The organism is Ralstonia sp. AU12-08, assembly GCF_000442475.1.
Lineage (GTDB): Bacteria > Pseudomonadota > Gammaproteobacteria > Burkholderiales > Burkholderiaceae > Ralstonia > Ralstonia insidiosa.
Genome location: NZ_ASZV01000024.1, coordinates 20812 through 39232, shown reverse-complemented (window position 1 = coordinate 39232; position 18421 = coordinate 20812). Strand labels below are relative to the sequence as shown.

At 61.6% G+C, this 18421-nt stretch carries 19 protein-coding genes and 1 tRNA gene; 19 read left to right on the top strand and 1 reads right to left on the bottom strand.

What is annotated here, in order from left to right:
* Positions 1-88: 88 nt before the first annotated feature.
* The gene (locus tag C404_RS43045; protein ID WP_080981246.1) at positions 89-571 is read right to left on the bottom strand and encodes a hypothetical protein; all 483 of its coding nucleotides are present in this window, start codon (positions 569-571) and stop codon (positions 89-91) included.
* 147 nt (positions 572-718) lie between these two features.
* Between C404_RS43045 and C404_RS43040 the strand changes: the two genes are divergently transcribed.
* The 19 genes from C404_RS43040 (at position 719) to nuoK (ending at position 18390) form a co-directional block, all read left to right on the top strand.
* Positions 719-1975: a branched-chain amino acid ABC transporter substrate-binding protein gene (locus C404_RS43040; RefSeq protein ID WP_031329382.1), complete on the top strand. Its 1257-nt coding sequence runs from the start codon at positions 719-721 to the stop codon at positions 1973-1975.
* A gap of 174 nt (positions 1976-2149) precedes the next feature.
* A complete protein-coding gene (gene rpsO / locus C404_RS43035; protein WP_021194996.1) occupies positions 2150-2419 on the top strand; it encodes a 30S ribosomal protein S15 in 270 nt (89 codons plus the stop codon).
* A 323-nt stretch (positions 2420-2742) separates the two neighbouring features.
* Positions 2743-4917 carry a polyribonucleotide nucleotidyltransferase gene (pnp, locus tag C404_RS43030; protein ID WP_021194995.1) on the top strand — a complete coding sequence of 725 codons (2175 nt, stop codon included), beginning with the start codon at positions 2743-2745 and terminating at the stop codon, positions 4915-4917.
* 105 nt (positions 4918-5022) lie between these two features.
* A complete protein-coding gene (locus C404_RS43025) occupies positions 5023-5970 on the top strand; it encodes an HAD family hydrolase (protein ID WP_021194994.1) in 948 nt (315 codons plus the stop codon).
* Between the two features lie 20 nt (positions 5971-5990).
* Positions 5991-6995 carry an NAD(P)H-quinone oxidoreductase gene (locus C404_RS43020; protein ID WP_021194993.1) on the top strand — a complete coding sequence of 335 codons (1005 nt, stop codon included), beginning with the start codon at positions 5991-5993 and terminating at the stop codon, positions 6993-6995.
* Positions 6996-7080: 85 nt separating this feature from the next.
* Positions 7081-7827 (top strand): triose-phosphate isomerase, encoded by a 747-nt coding sequence (gene tpiA / locus C404_RS43015; protein ID WP_021194992.1) that lies wholly within the window; start codon positions 7081-7083, stop codon positions 7825-7827.
* A 65-nt stretch (positions 7828-7892) separates the two neighbouring features.
* Positions 7893-8252, top strand: a complete 360-nt coding sequence (secG, locus tag C404_RS43010) for a preprotein translocase subunit SecG (RefSeq protein WP_021194991.1) — start codon at positions 7893-7895, stop codon at positions 8250-8252.
* 180 nt (positions 8253-8432) lie between these two features.
* Positions 8433-8517: transfer RNA gene (locus C404_RS43005), tRNA-Leu, on the top strand.
* Between the two features lie 179 nt (positions 8518-8696).
* Entirely contained in the window at positions 8697-9056 is a 360-nt protein-coding gene (locus tag C404_RS43000) for an NADH-quinone oxidoreductase subunit A (RefSeq protein WP_021194990.1), read from the top strand.
* A 6-nt stretch (positions 9057-9062) separates the two neighbouring features.
* Positions 9063-9545 (top strand): NuoB/complex I 20 kDa subunit family protein, encoded by a 483-nt coding sequence (locus C404_RS42995; RefSeq protein WP_003261929.1) that lies wholly within the window; start codon positions 9063-9065, stop codon positions 9543-9545.
* 1 nt (position 9546) lies between these two features.
* Positions 9547-10149 (top strand): NADH-quinone oxidoreductase subunit C, encoded by a 603-nt coding sequence (locus C404_RS42990; protein ID WP_021194989.1) that lies wholly within the window; start codon positions 9547-9549, stop codon positions 10147-10149.
* Positions 10150-10162: 13 nt separating this feature from the next.
* Positions 10163-11416, top strand: a complete 1254-nt coding sequence (locus C404_RS42985; RefSeq protein WP_021194988.1) for an NADH-quinone oxidoreductase subunit D — start codon at positions 10163-10165, stop codon at positions 11414-11416.
* Positions 11417-11524: 108 nt separating this feature from the next.
* On the top strand, positions 11525-12025 hold the full coding sequence (nuoE, locus tag C404_RS42980; RefSeq protein WP_021194987.1) for an NADH-quinone oxidoreductase subunit NuoE: 501 nt from the start codon (positions 11525-11527) through the stop codon (positions 12023-12025).
* Positions 12026-13321, top strand: a complete 1296-nt coding sequence (gene nuoF / locus C404_RS42975) for an NADH-quinone oxidoreductase subunit NuoF (RefSeq protein ID WP_021194986.1) — start codon at positions 12026-12028, stop codon at positions 13319-13321.
* A gap of 12 nt (positions 13322-13333) precedes the next feature.
* A complete protein-coding gene (gene nuoG / locus C404_RS42970; protein WP_021194985.1) occupies positions 13334-15685 on the top strand; it encodes an NADH-quinone oxidoreductase subunit NuoG in 2352 nt (783 codons plus the stop codon).
* An 8-nt stretch (positions 15686-15693) separates the two neighbouring features.
* Positions 15694-16758: an NADH-quinone oxidoreductase subunit NuoH gene (gene nuoH / locus C404_RS42965; RefSeq protein WP_021194984.1), complete on the top strand. Its 1065-nt coding sequence runs from the start codon at positions 15694-15696 to the stop codon at positions 16756-16758.
* A gap of 20 nt (positions 16759-16778) precedes the next feature.
* A complete protein-coding gene (gene nuoI, locus C404_RS42960; RefSeq protein WP_003261939.1) occupies positions 16779-17270 on the top strand; it encodes an NADH-quinone oxidoreductase subunit NuoI in 492 nt (163 codons plus the stop codon).
* A 146-nt stretch (positions 17271-17416) separates the two neighbouring features.
* Positions 17417-18061, top strand: coding sequence for an NADH-quinone oxidoreductase subunit J (locus C404_RS42955; RefSeq protein WP_021194983.1), 645 nt, complete (start codon positions 17417-17419; stop codon positions 18059-18061).
* Positions 18062-18078: 17 nt separating this feature from the next.
* The gene (gene nuoK, locus C404_RS42950) at positions 18079-18390 is read left to right on the top strand and encodes an NADH-quinone oxidoreductase subunit NuoK (protein WP_021194982.1); all 312 of its coding nucleotides are present in this window, start codon (positions 18079-18081) and stop codon (positions 18388-18390) included.
* Positions 18391-18421 lie beyond the last annotated feature (31 nt).

Here is an 18421-nt window from a genome sequence, read left to right as displayed (position 1 = left end):
TGTGTGATCCACGACATCGCCGACCCGAACATCCACGCCAGGTGATGCGCCTCGCGTGGATGTTGCCGTTGCAGTGCTCGACGGCGGCTTAGCGGTTGGAATCGTGATCGTGGTCGTACATCGGGTCGGGGCTGACCTGCGTGAGCCGAACGACGCCGTCGCGGTCGAAATAGAAATTCATCAGCGAGGGCCACACGCCCTCGTGCTTGAAGCGGTAGGACCACACCTGCCGATCCATCAAGCGGAAATAGGTGGTCTCCTCAGGCTTGCCGAATGTCTGCAGCACGTCCTTCTGCGTTGAGGTGTCAACGCGGATCTGCGCAAAATCCATCGTCGTCAGAATCTGCCGGAACGAGACGAGCTTGCCGCTCGCGTCCAAGTCTGCGGCGTAGGTGAATTGCCCATACGGTTGCGTCGGATATAGCCAGCGTGTGCCGCCGTCAGCGCGAGGGTACCGCTCGGGTGGCTTGCCAAAACGCGCTTCTAGGGCGGAGGCCGGCTGGCCGATCAATGCTTCGCCCGTCTGGATAGGGGCGAGCACGGTACATGCGCTCATCAACGCCAGCGCCATGGCGAGCAACGCGGTGCGCTGCCAAGTTCGGCGGGTGTCCACGATGGTTCTCCTGAGTGCCTTCAGTGTAGGGCGTTATGCTGCCTGGCCGCTTGTGTCGGCGTAGTGGGGCGCTTTACCATCCGCGCTTCACGGGGAGTTGCCATGATGTTTCGTTTGTTTGTGGCCGCGTTGGCGGCCGTTGGGTTGTGCGGCACTGCCGTCGCGCAACCCGAGGCTGCGCCGATCCGGCTGGCATTGATCGAAGGCTTGTCCGGCGCGTTTGCCAACGCGGGGGAGGCCGTGGATCGCAATCTGCGCTTTGCCATCGAAGGGGTGAACGCGCGTGGCGGTGTGAAGCTGCCTGATGGGCGTCATCCGCTTGCGTTGGTGCGCCTGGATAGCAAGAACACGGTCGATGAATCCTTGCTGCAATTGCAGGCGGCAACCGATGCGGGAATTCGCTTCGTTCTGCAGGGCAACAGTTCGGCAGCTGCGGCTGCGTTGTCGACGTCGATTTCACGCTACAACGAGCGGCGTCCGGAGTCGCGCGTGCTGTACCTGAACTACGCCGCGGTCGATCCGGCGTTGACCAACGAAGCCTGCAGCTTCTGGCATTTCCGCTTTGATGCCTCGGCCGATATGCGCATGCATGCGCTGACCGAGGTGATCCGATCTGATAAGTCGGTCAAGAAGGTCTATCTGATTGGGCAGGACTACACGTTCGGTCGCCAGGTGGCGCAATCGGCGCGCCAGCAGTTGGGCGAGAAGCGGCCGGATGTGGCCATCGTTGGCGAGGTGCTGCATCCGATCGGCAAGGTGAAGGATTTTGCGCCGTACATCGCGCGTATCGCGGCCTCGGGCGCGGATACGGTCGTTACCGGCAACTGGGGCAATGATCTGACGCTGCTGGTCAAGGCCGCGCGCGATGCGGGGCTCAAGGCGCGCTTCTTCACGTTCTACGGCAACTCGCTGGGCGCGCCGGCGGCGATGGGCGAGGCGGGCGTTGGTCGCGTGGTGGCGGTGGCGGAGTGGCACCCGAATCTTGGCGGCGCCAAATCTGATGCTGCCTACAAGGCCTTCCGCGCACGCTATCCGGCGCCAGCAGATGACTATCCGGTACTGCGTGATCAGATGATGATCGACATGCTGGTCGCCGCCATCGAGCGTGCCGGTACGACCGAGGCAGGCGCCGTGGCACGTGCGCTGGAAGGCGCATCGCTGGACAACGGTTTTCACCGCATCACGCTGCGCGCGGAGGATCACCAGGCCATCCAGCCACTGGTCGTGACGCAGATGGAGCGGGCAGGCACACCAGGCGCGCCGTTTGATATCGAGGGTTCCGGCTATGGTTTTCGCACGCTGAAAGTGATTTCAGCGGCGCAAACGGCCTTGCCGACGACGTGCAAGATGACGCGCTACTGACCCGTCCTGTCATGCCACTGTCGTCCGGCCGAGGGTTTAGGCTATAATCGCGGTCTTGCTGTCCAGGCCGGGTTCGGAATGGGATCAGCAAGATTATTGTTCAACACGGCACCAGCGGCGGCAAGTTAAGCGAAAAGCGAAGCGCTGCAGTGTCCGCAAGTCAAAGGAATCGAAATGTCCGTTGCTAACATCAACAAGCAAGAAATCGTCAAGGATAACGGCCGCAGCGCCAACGATACGGGTAGCCCGGAAGTGCAAGTTGCACTGCTGACGGCCCGCATCAACGAACTGCAGCCGCACTTCAAGGCGCACATGAAGGACCACCACAGCCGTCGCGGTCTGCTCAAGATGGTGAGCCGTCGCCGTCGTCTGCTGGACTACCTCAAGGGTAAGGACGCTGACCGTTACACCGCGCTGGTTGCCAAGCTGGGTCTGCGTAAGTAATGGTGGGTCTCACGCACCGCGCGTGATGAATAAGTGCCTGCGTCAGCGTGCTGATGCAGGCATTTTGTTTTTGGCGGCTGCGTTTGCGGCTGCGCCGGGCAACCGGCAAGTGATGGCAGCCGGCGGGTTCAGTCGATGAAGCGGCTGCCAGGGACCCGGGGGCGGCAGGAAGCAGAGTCTTGTGTCATTCCAGCGCGGCGTTGCATACCAGTGCTGCGCTGGAATGGCATAAAACACACCTCTGCAACCGCACCGTCTTCCGGAACGTGTTTGCCGCGGCGAAGCGTAATGAAGCGCGCCGCGAATACCGAACAGGAGATGCTATGACCATGTTCAACAAGATCGTCAAAGAATTCCAATGGGGCGGCCATAAGGTCCGCATGGAAACGGGTGAGATCGCCCGTCAAGCGAGCGGCGCCGTGCTGCTCGACATGGAAGACACCGTTGTGCTCGCCACCGTGGTGGGCGCCAAGAACCCGAAGCCGGGTCAAGACTTTTTCCCGCTGACTGTCGACTACCTCGAGAAGACCTACGCTGCCGGCAAGATCCCGGGTGGCTTCTTCAAGCGTGAAGGCCGTCCGTCGGAAAACGAAACGCTGACCTCGCGCCTGATCGATCGTCCGCTGCGTCCGCTGTTCCCGGAAGGCTTCTACAACGAAGTCCAGGTCGTCGTGCACGTGCTGTCGATCAACCCGGAAGTGCCGGCTGACATCCCCGCGCTGGTGGCCGCTTCGGCTGCGCTGGCTGTGTCGGGTCTGCCGTTCAACGGCCCGGTGGGCGCCGCCCGCGTGGGTTACAAGGATGGCCAGTACCTGCTGAACCCGAACCGCGCGCAACTCGCACATTCGGAGATGGACCTGATTGTGGCCGGTACCGAGCGTGCCGTGCTGATGGTCGAATCCGAAGCCAACCAGCTGTCGGAAGAAATCATGCTGGGCGCCGTGGTGTACGGCCACGAGCAAATGCAGATCGCCATTAACGCGATCCACGACTTGGTGCGCGAAGGCGGCAAGCCGGAGTGGGATTGGCAAGCTGCGCCGAAGAACGAAGCGCTGACCGCCAAGGTGTCCGAACTGGGCTTGGCCGATCTGCAAGCCGCTTACCAGCTGCGCCAGAAGTCGGCCCGCAGCCAGAAGCTGAAGGAAGTCTACAAGTCGGTCGCGGCCAAGCTGGCCGAAGCCGGTGTGGAAGCCGACGGCGTGGAAGTCGACAACATCCTGTTCGAGCTCGAATCGAAGATCGTGCGCGGCCAGATCCTGAATGGCGAACCGCGTATCGACGGCCGCGACACCCGCACGGTGCGTCCGATCGAGATCCGCTCGTCGGTGCTGCCGCGTGCGCACGGCTCGGCCCTGTTCACACGTGGTGAAACGCAAGCGCTGGTGGTGGCCGCCCTGGGCACCAAGAGCGACGAGCAGATCATCGACGCGCTGCAAGGCGAGTACCGTGATCGCTTCATGCTCCACTACAACATGCCGCCGTTCGCCACGGGCGAAACCGGCCGCGTGGGCAGCCCGAAGCGCCGCGAAATCGGCCACGGCCGTCTGGCCAAGCGCGCACTGATTCCGGTGCTGCCGGCCGCCGACGAATTCGGTTACACGATCCGTCTGGTGTCGGAAATCACCGAGTCGAACGGTTCGTCGTCGATGGCTTCCGTTTGCGGCGGTTCGCTGGCACTGATGGACGCTGGCGTGCCCCTCAAGGCGCACGTTGCCGGTGTGGCCATGGGCCTGATCCTGGAAGACAACAAGTTCGCCGTGCTGACCGACATCCTGGGTGACGAAGATCACCTGGGTGACATGGACTTCAAGGTGGCGGGTACCGACGCTGGTATCACCGCGCTGCAAATGGACATCAAGGTGCAGGGCATCACCAAGGAAATCATGCAGGTCGCGCTGGCGCAAGCCAAGGAAGGCCGTCTGCATATCCTGGGCAAGATGCAGGCTGCCATGGGCGGCGCCCGTGCCGAGTTGTCGGAACACGCTCCGCGCATGATCACGGTCAAGATCAATCCGGAGAAGATCCGCGACGTGATCGGCAAGGGTGGCTCGACCATCCAGGCGCTGACCAAGGAAACCGGTTGCACGATCGACATTCAGGAAGACGGCACGATCACCATCGCGTCGACGTCGTCGGAAGGCATGGCGGAAGCCAAGCGTCGTATCGAAGGCATCACGGCCGAAGCCGAAGTGGGCAAGATCTACAACGGCACCGTGCTCAAGCTGCTGGACTTCGGCGCGATCGTGAACATCCTGCCGGGCAAGGACGGTCTGCTGCACATCTCGGAAATTGCCAACGAGCGCGTGAACCAGGTCTCCGACTACGTGAAGGAAGGCCAGGCTGTCCGCGTGAAGCTGCTGAGCACCGACGAGAAAGGCCGCATGCGTCTGTCGATCAAGGCCGCCAAGGCTGAGGAAGGCGATGTGCCGGCCGCTGCACCGCAAGCGCCGGGCGCTGGCGATGCCGCTTCGCAGCAGCAACAGCAACAACAGCAGTAATCGCAGTAAAGGCGGCGGGGTTTCTCGCTACCCAAAAACGGCTGGACAGTGTCCAGCCGTTTTTTTGTTTACACTGCGTCGCGAGTTCTTCTTCCGCGACCCATCATGAGCCGCTTGTTCGAGCAAAACCGCATCGCTGTTGTCTGGGATTTCGATAAAACGCTGATCCCGCGTTATATGCAAGAGCCGCTGTTCGAGCGCTATGGCATCGTCGAGCAGGGCTTCTGGGATGAAGTTGAAGCCGGCTCGAAGGCTATCGAATCGCGCGGCCAGAAGGTCAATCGTGAAACGTTCTACCTGAATGTACTGCTGCGCCACGTGCGCGACGGCCGCATGGGCGGTCTCGATAACGCCACGCTCCGCGAGCTTGGCACTCAACTCGAATTTTTCCCCGGCGTGACTGATTTCTTTGAGCGCAGCAAGGGATGGGTGCGAGACAACGCCGCCTACCAAGCCTTCGACATCAAGCTCGAACACTACATTGTCAGCACGGGGCTGACGGAGATGATCAAGGGCTCGCCCATTGCTCCGTACATCGACGGCGTGTGGGGCTGCGAATTTCTGGAAGCGTCGGATACGAATGGCCGCCAGGTCATCTCAGAAGTCATCTACGCCATCGACAACACCACCAAGACCCGCGCGTTGTTCGAAATCAACAAGGGCGTCAACAAGCATCCCGAAGCGGTCAATGTGAACTCGTCGATTGCCGAAGACGAGCGCCGCGTGCCGTTCGCCAACATGATCTACGTGGCGGATGGCCCAAGCGATATTCCAGCGTTCTCGGTGGCGCGCAAGGGCGGTGGGCGCACGTATGCGGTCTACAACCCCGAGAGCCCGCGCTCATTCGAGCAGGCTGACAACCTGCGTGCCGATGATCGCGTCGACATGCTCGGCCCAGCCGATTACCGCGCCGGCTCGCCCACCGAGATGTGGCTCAAATTGCATATCGGCAAAATCGCTGACGCCATCGTCCACGGCAAGCAAGAGATTCTGCGCGAGACATCGCGCGGCATCCCGCAGCACTTTGTTGAGCCCAAGCGCAGCGCCTCGTAACCCATACCGAATGGATTCCTATGAAAGCGATTGAAATCACCCAGTACGGCGGCCCTGAAGTCCTGAAGCTTGGCGAGCGTCCGATGCCCGAGCCCAAGGCCGGCGAAGTGCTGATCCGCGTGCGCGCGGCCGGCGTGAATCGGCCGGATGTTTTTCAACGTATGGGCAACTATCCGGTGCCACCGGGCGCGTCTGATATTCCGGGGCTGGAAGTGGCCGGAGAAATTGTCGGCGGCGATCTGTCACACGCGGATAACCGCTATGGCCTGAAGGCAGGTGACCGCGTATGCGCGCTCGTGCAAGGCGGCGGCTATGCCGAGTTCTGCGCGGCGCCGGTTGGTCAGGTGCTGCCGGTGCCTGCGGGGTTGACCGACGTCGAGGCCGCCGCGCTGCCGGAGAACTACTTCACTGTGTGGTCGAACGTGTTCGATCGCGGCTTGCTGGGCCAGGGCCCGCACGGCAAGGCGGAGGCGCTGCTCGTGCAGGGGGGCTCCAGCGGCATTGGCACGACGGCGATCCAGATGGCATCCGCACTCGGTTATCGCGTGTTTGCCACGGCCGGTAGCGCCGACAAGTGCGCCGCGTGTGTGGAGTTGGGGGCCGCGCGCGCCATCAACTACAAAACCGAAGACTTCGCCGAGATCGTCAAGGCTGACACCGGGCGGGGCGTTGACGTGGTGCTCGACATGGTTGGTGGCAGCTATGTCGCACGCGAGATTGCCTGCACGGCTGACGATGGCCGCATCGTGCTGATCGCGCTGCTGGGCGGTGCCAAGGCTGAAGTGCCGCTGGGCGACATTCTGCGCCGGCGCATTACGCTCACGGGGTCGACGTTGCGCCCACGCCCGGTGGCCTTCAAGGCCGCAATCGCCGCCAACCTTTACGAGCATGTGTGGCCGCTGCTGGCGTCAGGGCGTATCAACCCTGTCGTGCACGAGGTGATGCCGGCCGCGCAGGCAGCGCAGGCGCACGCCTTGATGGAGTCGAGCGCGCACATCGGCAAGATCATGTTGGTTTGGGATTGAGTTCAAGGCGCCAAAATTGACCCCGTTTTTGCCGCCACGGTAGAATGCCGGGTTTATTTGACAGTCGACCGGGCGGAACAAGAACGTGAACGCAAGACCGAAGCTGGTGGTAGGCAACTGGAAGCTGCATGGCAGCCTGAGCACCAACGCCGCGCTGCTTGAGCAGATCAAGGCCGCAGGCAAGACCAACGCCACGCTGGCGGTGTGCGCGCCGTTCCCATATCTGGCCCAATGCCAGTCGCTACTCGCGGGTTCCGCGGTGGGTTGGGGCGCGCAAGATGTGTCGGCCGAAACGCGCGGCGCGTTCACCGGTGAGGTGGCAGCGTCGATGCTGTCGGAATTTGGCTGCGGCTACGCAATCGTCGGTCACTCGGAGCGTCGCACGTATCACGTTGAAACCGATGCGCAAGTGGCGTCGAAGGCACTGCGCGCACTGGAGCATGGCATCACTCCGATCGTCTGCGTAGGCGAAACGCTGGCGCAACGTGAGGCGGGCGAAACCGAGCAGGTGGTCGGCCGCCAACTGGATGCGGTGCTGGAGGCGCTGTCGATCGAGCAACTGGGGCGCATCGTCGTGGCTTACGAGCCGGTCTGGGCAATCGGCACCGGCAAGACTGCAACCAGCGAGCAGGCGCAGGCCGTGCACGCTTTCCTGCGCGCACGCATCGCAGCCCGTGATGCGGGTGTGGCACAGCGTCTGCAGATTCTGTACGGCGGCAGCGTCAAGCCGGACAACGCAGGTGAGCTGTTTGCGATGGCCGACATCGATGGTGGCCTGATCGGCGGTGCATCGCTGAAGGCCGAAGATTTCTTGGCGATCGGTCGCGCTTGAACGATTGATCGAGGTTGCAGCATGCGGCGCATGTGCAACCGCAACATATTATTGAGAGAAACGAAATGGCAATTCTGAAGACTCTGCTGCTGGTAGCGCAAATCCTGAGCGCGCTTGGTGTGATCGGTCTGGTGCTTCTGCAGCATGGCAAGGGCGCTGATGTGGGTGCTGCCTTCGGCTCTGGCGCATCGGGCAGCCTGTTTGGTGCGACCGGTTCGGCCAACTTCCTGTCGCGCACGACGGCTGTGCTGGCCACCGTGTTCTTCGTGGCCACGCTGGCGCTGACGCTGATCGGCACCAACAAGGGCAGCGTGTCGGCGGGTGTGATGGGTTCGGTGGCTCCGGTTGCGCCGTCCGCTTCGGCGCCCGCGGCATCGGCTCCGGCAGTTCCGGCTGCGGCCTCCGCACCGGCTGTGCCGAAGTAATTAGATGTAACGATTGCCGGCGCGCTGTTGATTTTTTCTGGTGCGTCGCGAGGTATAAGATTTTTGTTTGTGCATTGAACAAAAGCTTCGCTTTGCGGTAGAATGTGAGGCTTGAAACAACACGGAAAACGGCAGCGGCGTTAAGCCTGAACCGCGTTCCTGATAGAGTTTCATCCCCCAGCCGACGTGGTGAAATTGGTAGACACGCTATCTTGAGGGGGTAGTGGCGAAAGCTGTGCGAGTTCGAGTCTCGCCGTCGGCACCAATCAAATTCGGGGTCTGGCTAATGGGGCATTCCGCTTGGGGATGTTCCGTTCTGGCCCCATCCGCAAAGCGACACGCAGTTAAAGTGTCGTGAGGCTGCGGACCCGGCGCCTTCGATGGGGCGACAAGGCGCCGCCTGCGGGCAGTGCTGTTGCAACCATTCAAAAAGGCGGGCGTCCCTTGAACCTCGAAGCCTATTTCCCCGTACTGTTGTTCATCGTCGTCGGTGTTGGCCTTGGCCTTGCACTCATGACCATCGGCCGAATTCTCGGTCCGAACAATCCCGATCCTCAAAAGCTCTCGCCGTACGAGTGCGGCTTCGAAGCCTTTGAAGACGCGCGCATGAAGTTCGACGTGCGCTATTACCTCATCGCCATCCTGTTCATCCTGTTCGATCTGGAGACCGCGTTCCTCTTCCCGTGGGGCGTGGCGCTGCGTGAAATTGGTTGGCCTGGGTTCTTCGCGATGGGTGTGTTTCTTCTCGAGTTTCTCGTGGGCTTCGTCTACATCTGGAAAAAAGGCGCGCTCGATTGGGAGTGATGTGAAATGGCGATCGAAGGCGTACTCAATGAAGGCTTTGTCACGACTACCGCTGACAAGCTGATCAACTGGACCCGCACCGGGTCGCTGTGGCCGATGACGTTCGGCCTGGCCTGCTGTGCTGTGGAAATGATGCACGCGGGTGCATCGCGTTATGACTTGGACCGCTTCGGTGTGGTGTTCCGCCCGTCGCCGCGTCAGTCGGATGTGATGATCGTGGCCGGCACGCTGTGCAACAAGATGGCCCCCGCTCTGCGCAAGGTGTACGACCAGATGGCCGAGCCGCGCTGGGTCATCTCGATGGGCTCGTGTGCTAACGGCGGCGGCTACTACCACTATTCATATTCCGTGGTGCGCGGTTGCGACCGTATCGTGCCGGTTGACGTGTACGTGCCGGGCTGCCCGCCGACGGCTGAAGCGCTGATCTACGGCATCATCCAGCTGCAGGCCAAGATCCGTCGCACCAATACTATTGCGCGCAAGGGCTGACATGACCGAAAAGCTTGCCACCCTGAAGGCCGCGCTCGAAAAGACGTTGGGCAATCGCGTTCAAAGTTTGACCGAGGCGGTTGGCGAACTCACCCTCGTGGTGAAGGCTGCCGATTACCTCGACGTCATGCGTACGCTGCGTGATGACGCATCGCTTAAGTTCGAGCAGTTGATGGACCTGTGCGGCGTTGACTATGCCGACTACGGCGATGGTGCCTGGAATGGTCCGCGCTTTGCTGCTGTGTCGCATCTGCTGTCGATCACGAACAACTGGCGCGTGCGCGTGCGCGTGTTCGCGCCGGAAGATGATTTCCCGGTCGTGCCTTCCGTCACCACCATCTGGAATTCCGCCGACTGGTTTGAGCGCGAGGCGTTCGACCTGTACGGTCTGGTGTTCGAGGGTCACCCAGACCTGCGCCGCATCCTGACCGATTACGGTTTCATCGGCCACCCGTTCCGCAAGGATTTCCCCGTCTCGGGCTACGTTGAAATGCGTTATGACCCGGTGCAGCGTCGCGTGGTCTACCAGCCGGTGACCATCGAGCCGCGTGAGATTACGCCGCGTGTGATCCGCGAGGATCAGTACGGTGGTCTGAAGCACTGAAGGGCGCCCGATCATGGCAGATATCAAGAATTACACCCTGAACTTCGGCCCGCAACACCCGGCCGCGCACGGCGTGCTGCGCCTTGTGCTCGAGCTGGACGGCGAAGTCATTCAACGTGCCGACCCGCACATTGGCCTGCTGCATCGCGCGACTGAGAAGCTCGCCGAGCAGAAGACCTGGATCCAGAGCGTGCCGTACATGGACCGCCTCGACTACGTGTCGATGATGGTCAACGAGCATGCGTACGTGATGGCCATCGAGCGTCTGCTGGGCCTGGAAGTGCCACTGCGTGCTCAGTACATCCGCGTCATGTTCGATGAGATCACGCGGATCATGAACCACTTGATGTGGATCGGTTCGCATGCGCTGGACGTGGGCGCCATGGCGGTGTTCCTGTACGCCTTCCGCGAGCGCGAAGACCTGTTTGACATGTACGAGGCGGTGTCGGGTGCACGCATGCACGCGGCTTACTATCGTCCTGGCGGCGTCTACCGCGATCTGCCTGACACGATGCCGCAATACAAGGCATCCAAGGTGCGCAACGAGAAGGCCCTGGCTGCCCTGAACGAAACGCGTTCGGGTTCGTTGCTGGACTTCATCGAAGACTTTACCAACCGCTTCCCGAAGTACGTTGACGAATACGAAACGCTGCTGACCGACAACCGGATCTGGAAGCAGCGTCTGGTCGGCATCGGCGTGGTGAGCCCAGAGCGTGCGCTCAACAAGGGCTTCTCCGGCGCCATGCTGCGCGGCTCGGGCATTGCCTGGGACGTGCGCAAGAAGCAGCCGTACGAAGTCTACGACCGCATTGATTTCGACATTCCGGTGGGTGTGAACGGCGATTGCTACGACCGTTACCTGGTACGCGTTGAAGAAATGCGCCAGAGCAATCGCATCATCCGTCAGTGCATCGAATGGCTACGCAAGAACCCGGGTCCGGTGATCACCGATAACCATAAGGTGGCTCCGCCGTCGCGCGTCGAGATGAAGACGAACATGGAAGAGCTGATTCACCACTTCAAGCTCTTTACCGAAGGTATGCACGTGCCCGAGGGCGAGGCGTATGCCGCTGTCGAGCATCCGAAGGGTGAGTTCGGCATCTATGCGATCTCGGACGGTGCCAACAAGCCCTATCGCCTGAAGATTCGCGCGCCGGGCTTTGTGCACTTGGCGGCGCTCGACGAGATGGCCCGCGGCCACATGATCGCCGACGCTGTGACGATCATCGGTACGCAAGACATCGTGTTTGGCGAGATTGATCGCTAAGCCCGCAAGACATAACGGTTTGACGCGCAGGCAAGCGCGGCTGTGAAACGAGGACGCACGCCGGGGTACTTGTAGTTCGCCCCGCGTCCCGCACCAATCGCAACGAACATGCTATCAGCAGAAGCTCTCAAGGAAATCGACCGGGCGGTCGCGAAATATCCCGCCGACCAGAAGCAGTCCGCCGTGATGGCGGCGCTGGCGGTCGCGCAGAGCGAGAAAGGCTGGGTCTCGCCCGAAGTCATGCAGTTCGTGGCCGAGTACCTCGAAATGCCGCCGGTGTGGGTCGAGGAAGTGGCGACGTTCTACAACATGTACGACACCAAGCCGGTGGGTCGCTTCAAGCTGTCGGTGTGCACGAACCTGCCGTGCGCACTGTCGGGTGGTGAGCGCGCTGCCGACTACCTGAAGAAGAAGCTGGGCATCGGTTTCAACGAGACCACTGCCGACGGCAACTTCACGCTGAAGGAAGGCGAGTGCATGGGCGCGTGCGGTGACGCACCGGTCATGATCGTCAACAATACCAATATGTGCAGCTTCATGAGCAACGAGAAGCTCGACGCGCTGATCGCCGACCTCCAGGCGAAGGCGACCAACGGAGCAGGCAAGTAAATGACCTCTCTGCACGATCGACACATCCAGCCGTTGATTCTCGCCGGTCTGAACGGCGACAACTGGCACCTCGAAGACTACGTCAAGCGCGGTGGCTATCAGCAGCTCAAGCGCATCCTGACGGAAAAGATCACCCCCGAACAAGTCATTGCCGACGTGAAGGCCTCGGGCCTGCGTGGTCGTGGCGGTGCGGGCTTCCCGACCGGCCTGAAGTGGAGCTTCATGCCGCGCCAGTTCCCGGGCCAGAAGTATCTGGTGTGCAACACGGACGAGGGCGAGCCGGGTACGTTCAAGGATCGCGACATCATCCGCTACAACCCGCACGCGCTGATCGAAGGCATGGCCATCGGCGGCTATGCGATGGGCATCACCGTGGGTTACAACTACATCCACGGCGAGATCTGGAACGAGTACAAGATTTTCGAGCAGGCGCTTGAAGAGGCGCGTGCGGCAGGTTTCCTGGGTGACAACATCCTCGGCTCCGGTTTCAACTTCCAGCTGCATGCGCACCATGGCTATGGCGCGTACATCTGCGGCGAAGAAACCGCGCTGCTCGAGTCGCTGGAAGGCAAGAAGGGTCAGCCGCGCTTCAAGCCGCCGTTCCCGGCGAGCTTTGGCCTGTACGGCAAGCCGACCACCATCAATAACACCGAGACGTTTGCCGCGGTGCCGTTCCTGCTGTCGATCGGCCCGGACAACTACCTGAAGATGGGCAAGCCGAACAACGGCGGCTCGAAGATCTTCTCGGTGTCTGGCGACGTGGAGCGTCCGGGCAACTACGAGATTCCGCTCGGCACGCCGTTCTCCAAGCTTCTGGAACTGGCTGGCGGCATGCGCGGTGGCAAGAAGCTCAAGGCGGTCATTCCGGGTGGTTCGTCGGCGCCGGTCGTGCCGGCCGATCTGATGATGGCCTCCGACATGGACTACGACTCGATCGCCAAGGCCGGCTCGATGCTGGGCTCAGGTGCCGTGATCGTGATGGACGAGACGCGCTGCATGGTGAAGTCGCTGCTGCGCCTGTCGTACTTCTACTTTGAAGAGTCGTGCGGCCAGTGCACGCCGTGCCGTGAAGGCACCGGCTGGCTGTACCGCGTGGTCGATCGTATCGAGCATGGCAAGGGCCGCCAGGAAGACCTGGACCTGCTCAACAACGTGGCCGAAAACATCATGGGCCGGACCATCTGCGCGCTCGGCGATGCCGCCGCGATGCCGGTCCGCGGCATGCTCAAGCACTACTGGGATGAGTTCGCGTATCACGTCGAACACAAGCAGTGCATGGTGCCCACCTACATTTAAGCGTGGCAGAACATGGTTGAAATCGAAATCGATGGCAAGAAGGTTGAGGTTGCCGAAGGCAGCCTGGTGATGGAGGCGGCTCGTCAGGCGGGCACCTACATTCCTCACTTCTGCTATCACCGCAAACTGTCGGTCGCGGCCAACTGCCGGATGTGTCTGGTCGAGGTCGAGAAGGCGCCCAAGGCGCTGCCGGCCTGTGCCACGCCGGTCACCGCGGGCATGAAGGTCTTCACCAACTCCGAGAAGGCGGTGAAGGCGCAGAAGTCCGTGATGGAATTCCTGCTGATCAACCACCCGCTGGATTGCCCGATTTGCGATCAGGGCGGCGAGTGCCAGCTGCAGGATCTGGCCGTGGGTTACGGCAAGTCCGAGTCGCGCTACAAGGAAGAGAAGCGTGTGGTGTTCCACAAGAACGTGGGCCCGCTGATCTCGATGGAAGAGATGACGCGCTGCATCCACTGCACGCGCTGCGTCCGCTTCGGCCAGGAAGTGGCCGGCGTGATGGAACTGGGCATGCTCAATCGCGGTGAGCATTCCGAGATCACCACGTTCGTCGGTCAGACTGTTGACTCCGAGTTGTCGGGCAACATGATCGACCTGTGCCCGGTCGGCGCGCTGACCAGCAAGCCGTTCCGCTACTCGGCTCGCACATGGGAACTGGCACGCCGCAAGTCGGTGTCGCCGCACGATGGCCTGGGCGCCAACGTGATCGTCCAGACGAAGAACCAGCGCGTGATGCGCGTGCTGCCGCTGGACAACGAGGCGATCAACGAATGCTGGCTGTCCGACAAAGACCGCTTCGCCTATGAAGGCGTGAACAGCGACGACCGCCTGACCCAGCCCATGCTCAAGCAAGGCGGCCAGTGGAAGGCTGTCGACTGGACCACGGCACTGGAATACGTTGCCAACGGCCTGAACGAAATCAAGCGCGACCACGGTGCCGAACAGATCGGCGCACTGGCCAGCCCGCACAGCACGCTGGAAGAACTGTTCCTGCTGCAAAAGCTGGTGCGTGGCATCGGTAGCGACAACGTCGATTTCCGTCTGCGTCAGTCCGACTTCTCGGTCAAGCCGACGGGCGCTCCGTGGCTGGGTATGCCGATCGCCGATGTGTCGCTGTTGCAGCGCACGCTGGTGGTGGGCGCGTTCCTGCGCAAGGATCATCCGCTGTTGGCCGCACGTCTGCGTCAGGCCGGCAAGAAGGGCTTGCAGCTGAATGTGATCGGTGCCGGTGGTGAAGACCTGCTGACGCCCGCCACGCAGCTGCTGGGCGCACCGTCGCAATGGCTGTCGCTGCTGTCGCAAGTGGCAGTGGCGGTTGCTGCCGCTAAGAACGTCGCTCGTCCGAATGGTACCGATGGCGTTGAAGCAGGTGATGTTGCCAAGCGCATCGCCGAAAGCCTGGCTTCGGGTGAGCGCAAGGCTGTTTTCCTCGGCAACGCCGCTGTGGCACACCCGCAATTCTCGCAACTGCACGCGCTGGCCCAGTGGGTTGCGCAGCAGACGGGCGCGACACTGGGCTTCCTGACGGAAGCTGCCAACACCGTCGGTGGTTACATCGCTGGCGCACTGCCGCAAGGCAACGGCCTGGACGCCGCCGCCATGCTGGCGCAGCCGCGCCGCGCATACGTGCTGCTCGGTGCTGAGCCGGAATTCGATACGGCCAATCCGGCGCAAGCCCGTGCTGCACTGGACCAGGCTGACACCGTGGTTGTGCTGGCGCCGTTCGCGTCGCGCGCTGCGCTGGAATACGCCGACGTGCTGCTGCCGACTGCGCCGTTCACTGAAACCTCGGGCACCTTCGTCAACTGCGAAGGCCTGCCGCAGAGCTTCAGCGGTGTTGTTCGCGGCCTGGGCGATTCGCGTCCGGCCTGGAAGGTGCTGCGCGTGCTGGGCAACCTGCTGAACCTGTCGGGATTCGATTACGACACCTCGGAAGTCGTGCGTAACGACGTGCTGGCCAAGCCGGTGACCGATCGTCTGTCGAATGCGACGACGGCACAAATCGCCGCTCCCGCCGCCGCTGCTGCCGGCATCGAGCGTCTGGCAGATGTGCCCATCTATCACGCTGATCCGATCGTGCGTCGCGCTGGTTCGTTGCAACTGACGGCCGCTGCCCGTGCTGCGGTTCGCGCTGGTCTGCCGGCCGATCTGTTTGCGCAACTGGGCCTGGCCAACGGCGATGCTGTTCGCGTGACGCAAGGGCCGGGTAGCGTGGTGCTGCCTGCGGTGCTGGACAAGTCGCTGGCGTCCGGCGTGATCCGCGTGTCGGCCGCGACCGAGGTATCGGCCCAACTGGGTGCGATGTTCGGTGCAGTGAGCGTTGAAAAGGTTGAATCGTCCGCGCTGGCGGCTACGGTGTAAGGGTCAACATGATCGAGTCGATTACTTCTTTCGGCACGGCGACCTTCGGTGGCTGGTGGCCGCTGATCTGGACGCTGGTGCGTGCGGTCTGCATCATCCTGCCGCTGCTGCTGTGCGTGGCTTACCTGATCCTGTGGGAGCGCAAGCTGATTGGCTGGATGCACGTGCGTCTGGGCCCGAACCGCGTTGGCCCGATGGGCCTGCTGCAGCCGATTGCCGACGTGCTCAAGCTGCTGCTCAAGGAAGTCATGGTGCCGAGCCAGGTCAGCCGTGGCCTGTACATCATCGCGCCGCTGATGGTGCTGATGCCGGCTGTGGCGATTTGGGCGGTGGTGCCGTTCCAGGCCGAAGCTGTGGTGTCGAACATCAACGCCGGTCTGCTGTATGTGATGGCGATCAGCTCGGTGGGTGTGTACGGCGTGATCCTGGCCGGTTGGGCCTCGAACTCCAAGTACGCGTTCCTGGGTGCGATGCGCGCTTCGGCGCAGATGATTTCATACGAAATCGCCATGGGCTTCGCGCTGGTGACGGTGCTGATGGTGACGGGCAGTCTGAACCTGTCGGACATCGTCAACTCGCAGAACCGCGGTTTCTTTGCGGACCACGGCGTCAACATCCTGTCGTGGAACTGGCTGTCGTTGCTGCCGATGTTCGGCGTGTACTTCATCTCGGGCGTGGCGGAAACCAACCGTCACCCGTTTGACGTGGTGGAAGGCGAATCGGAAATCGTGGCCGGCCACATGATCGAGTACTCGGGCATGGCGTTCGCGCTGTTCTTCCTGGCCGAGTACATCAACATGATCGTTATCTCGGCGATGACGGCAACCATGTTCCTGGGTGGCTGGGCGCCGCCGATCGATGCACCGGTGTTCAACTGGATTCCGGGCTTCTTCTGGCTGCTGATCAAGGTTTTCCTGCTGCTGTCGGTCTTCATCTGGCTGCGCGCATCGTTCCCGCGTTATCGCTATGACCAGATCATGCGCCTGGGCTGGAAGATCTTTATTCCGCTCACCGTGGGTTGGCTGATCATCGTTGCCATCTGGCTGGTGTCGCCGTGGAACATTTGGAAGTAACGGGACAATAGGAAGGCACCATGTTGCTTGCCATCAAGGAATTCTTTAACAGCCTGCTCCTGAAGGAACTCTTCAAGGGCTTGGCGTTGACCGGGCGCTATCTGTTTGCGCGCAAGATCACTGTGCTCTTCCCGGAAGAGAAGACGCCGCTGTCGCCGCGTTTCCGCGGTCTGCACGCGCTGCGTCGCTATCCGAATGGGGAAGAGCGCTGTATCGCATGCAAGCTGTGCGAAGCCGTGTGCCCGGCCCTGGCCATCACGATCGAGTCGGACCAGCGTGACGACGGCACCCGCCGCACCACGCGCTACGACATCGACCTGACCAAGTGCATTTTCTGCGGCTTCTGCGAAGAAGCTTGCCCGGTGGATGCCATCGTCGAGACGCACATCCTGGAATACCACGGTGAGAAGCGCGGCGACCTGTACTTCACCAAGGACATGCTGCTGGCCGTGGGTGACCGCTTCGAGCCGGAAATTGCGGCGAACAAGGCGGCCGACGCGAAGTACCGCTGATTCAAGACACTCGCTGTGCAAGCGGCGAGTGGCGCAGTTGAAATTCCGGAAGGACAACGGCTCCTCGTGAGCCAACCAGCTACGGCGGCATCATGCCGCCGCGGCTTTGGACAAGCGCGTGCCGCAAAACGGCCCGCGCCAGGATCATGGAAATCACGACGATCATCTTCTACTGTTTCGCGCTGGTGCTGGTGCTCTCAGCGCTGAAGGTCATCACCGCGAAGAACCCGGTGCACGCGGCGCTGTTCCTCGTGCTGTCGTTCTTCACTGCAGCGGCGATCTGGATGCTGCTCAAGGCGGAATTCCTCGCCATCACACTGGTGCTGGTCTACGTGGGGGCAGTGATGGTGCTGTTCCTGTTCGTGGTGATGATGATCGATATCGACATAGAGCACCTGCGACGAGATTTCTGGACGTATGTGCCACTGGCGGCGTTCGTGGGCGTGGTCATCATCCTGGAAATGGCTGTGGTGCTGACCAAGACCTTCATGGGGCGCGTACAGCCTGTGCAGGAATTGCCCAAGGGCTTCAACGGCCCGAATACGCAGGCGCTCGGCAAGCTGATCTACACCGATTACATCTACGCCTTTGAAGTCGCGGGCATTGTGCTGCTGCTGGCGATTGTCGCTGCCGTGGCGCTGACGGCCCGTCGCCGTAAGGACGCCAAGACCCAGAAGGTGGCCGATCAGCTTCGCGTGCAGCGCAAGGACCGCGTGCGCCTGGTTTCGATGCCGGCTGAAAAGGCCGCTAGTACCGTATCCGGCGCAGCTTCGGCTGATTCCAAGAGCTGAGCCCCGGGAGTATCCATATGTCTTCGCTATCCCTCGCCCATTACCTCGTGCTCGGCGCGGTGCTGTTTGCCATCAGCATCGTCGGCATCTTCCTGAACCGCAAGAACGTCATCGTGCTGCTGATGGCGATCGAATTGATGCTGCTTGCGGTCAATATGAACTTCGTCGCGTTCTCCCACTACCTGGGTGACTTGGCGGGGCAGGTGTTCGTGTTTTTCATCCTGACGGTGGCCGCGGCGGAATCCGCGATCGGTCTCGCCATCCTGGTGGTGCTCTTCCGTAACCTGGACACCATCAACGTCGACGATCTGGACAGCCTGAAGGGTTAAACCCAGGGCTAACCTCCGCATCCACCTATAA

Bases quoted from the DNA above. Each gene is read 5' to 3' on its own strand.
- C404_RS43045 (WP_080981246.1), bottom strand. From the start codon at position 571: ATGGCGCTGGCGTTGATGAGCGCATGTACCGTGCTCGCCCCTATCCAG.
- C404_RS43040 (WP_031329382.1), top strand. From the start codon at position 719: ATGTTTCGTTTGTTTGTGGCCGCGTTGGCGGCCGTTGGGTTGTGCGGC.
- rpsO (WP_021194996.1), top strand. From the start codon at position 2,150: ATGTCCGTTGCTAACATCAACAAGCAAGAAATCGTCAAGGATAACGGC.
- pnp (WP_021194995.1), top strand. From the start codon at position 2,743: ATGACCATGTTCAACAAGATCGTCAAAGAATTCCAATGGGGCGGCCAT.
- C404_RS43025 (WP_021194994.1), top strand. From the start codon at position 5,023: ATGAGCCGCTTGTTCGAGCAAAACCGCATCGCTGTTGTCTGGGATTTC.
- C404_RS43020 (WP_021194993.1), top strand. From the start codon at position 5,991: ATGAAAGCGATTGAAATCACCCAGTACGGCGGCCCTGAAGTCCTGAAG.
- secG (WP_021194991.1), top strand. From the start codon at position 7,893: ATGGCAATTCTGAAGACTCTGCTGCTGGTAGCGCAAATCCTGAGCGCG.
- C404_RS42995 (WP_003261929.1), top strand. From the start codon at position 9,063: ATGGCGATCGAAGGCGTACTCAATGAAGGCTTTGTCACGACTACCGCT.
- C404_RS42990 (WP_021194989.1), top strand. From the start codon at position 9,547: ATGACCGAAAAGCTTGCCACCCTGAAGGCCGCGCTCGAAAAGACGTTG.
- C404_RS42985 (WP_021194988.1), top strand. From the start codon at position 10,163: ATGGCAGATATCAAGAATTACACCCTGAACTTCGGCCCGCAACACCCG.
- nuoE (WP_021194987.1), top strand. From the start codon at position 11,525: ATGCTATCAGCAGAAGCTCTCAAGGAAATCGACCGGGCGGTCGCGAAA.
- nuoF (WP_021194986.1), top strand. From the start codon at position 12,026: ATGACCTCTCTGCACGATCGACACATCCAGCCGTTGATTCTCGCCGGT.
- nuoG (WP_021194985.1), top strand. From the start codon at position 13,334: ATGGTTGAAATCGAAATCGATGGCAAGAAGGTTGAGGTTGCCGAAGGC.
- nuoH (WP_021194984.1), top strand. From the start codon at position 15,694: ATGATCGAGTCGATTACTTCTTTCGGCACGGCGACCTTCGGTGGCTGG.
- nuoI (WP_003261939.1), top strand. From the start codon at position 16,779: ATGTTGCTTGCCATCAAGGAATTCTTTAACAGCCTGCTCCTGAAGGAA.
- C404_RS42955 (WP_021194983.1), top strand. From the start codon at position 17,417: ATGGAAATCACGACGATCATCTTCTACTGTTTCGCGCTGGTGCTGGTG.
- nuoK (WP_021194982.1), top strand. From the start codon at position 18,079: ATGTCTTCGCTATCCCTCGCCCATTACCTCGTGCTCGGCGCGGTGCTG.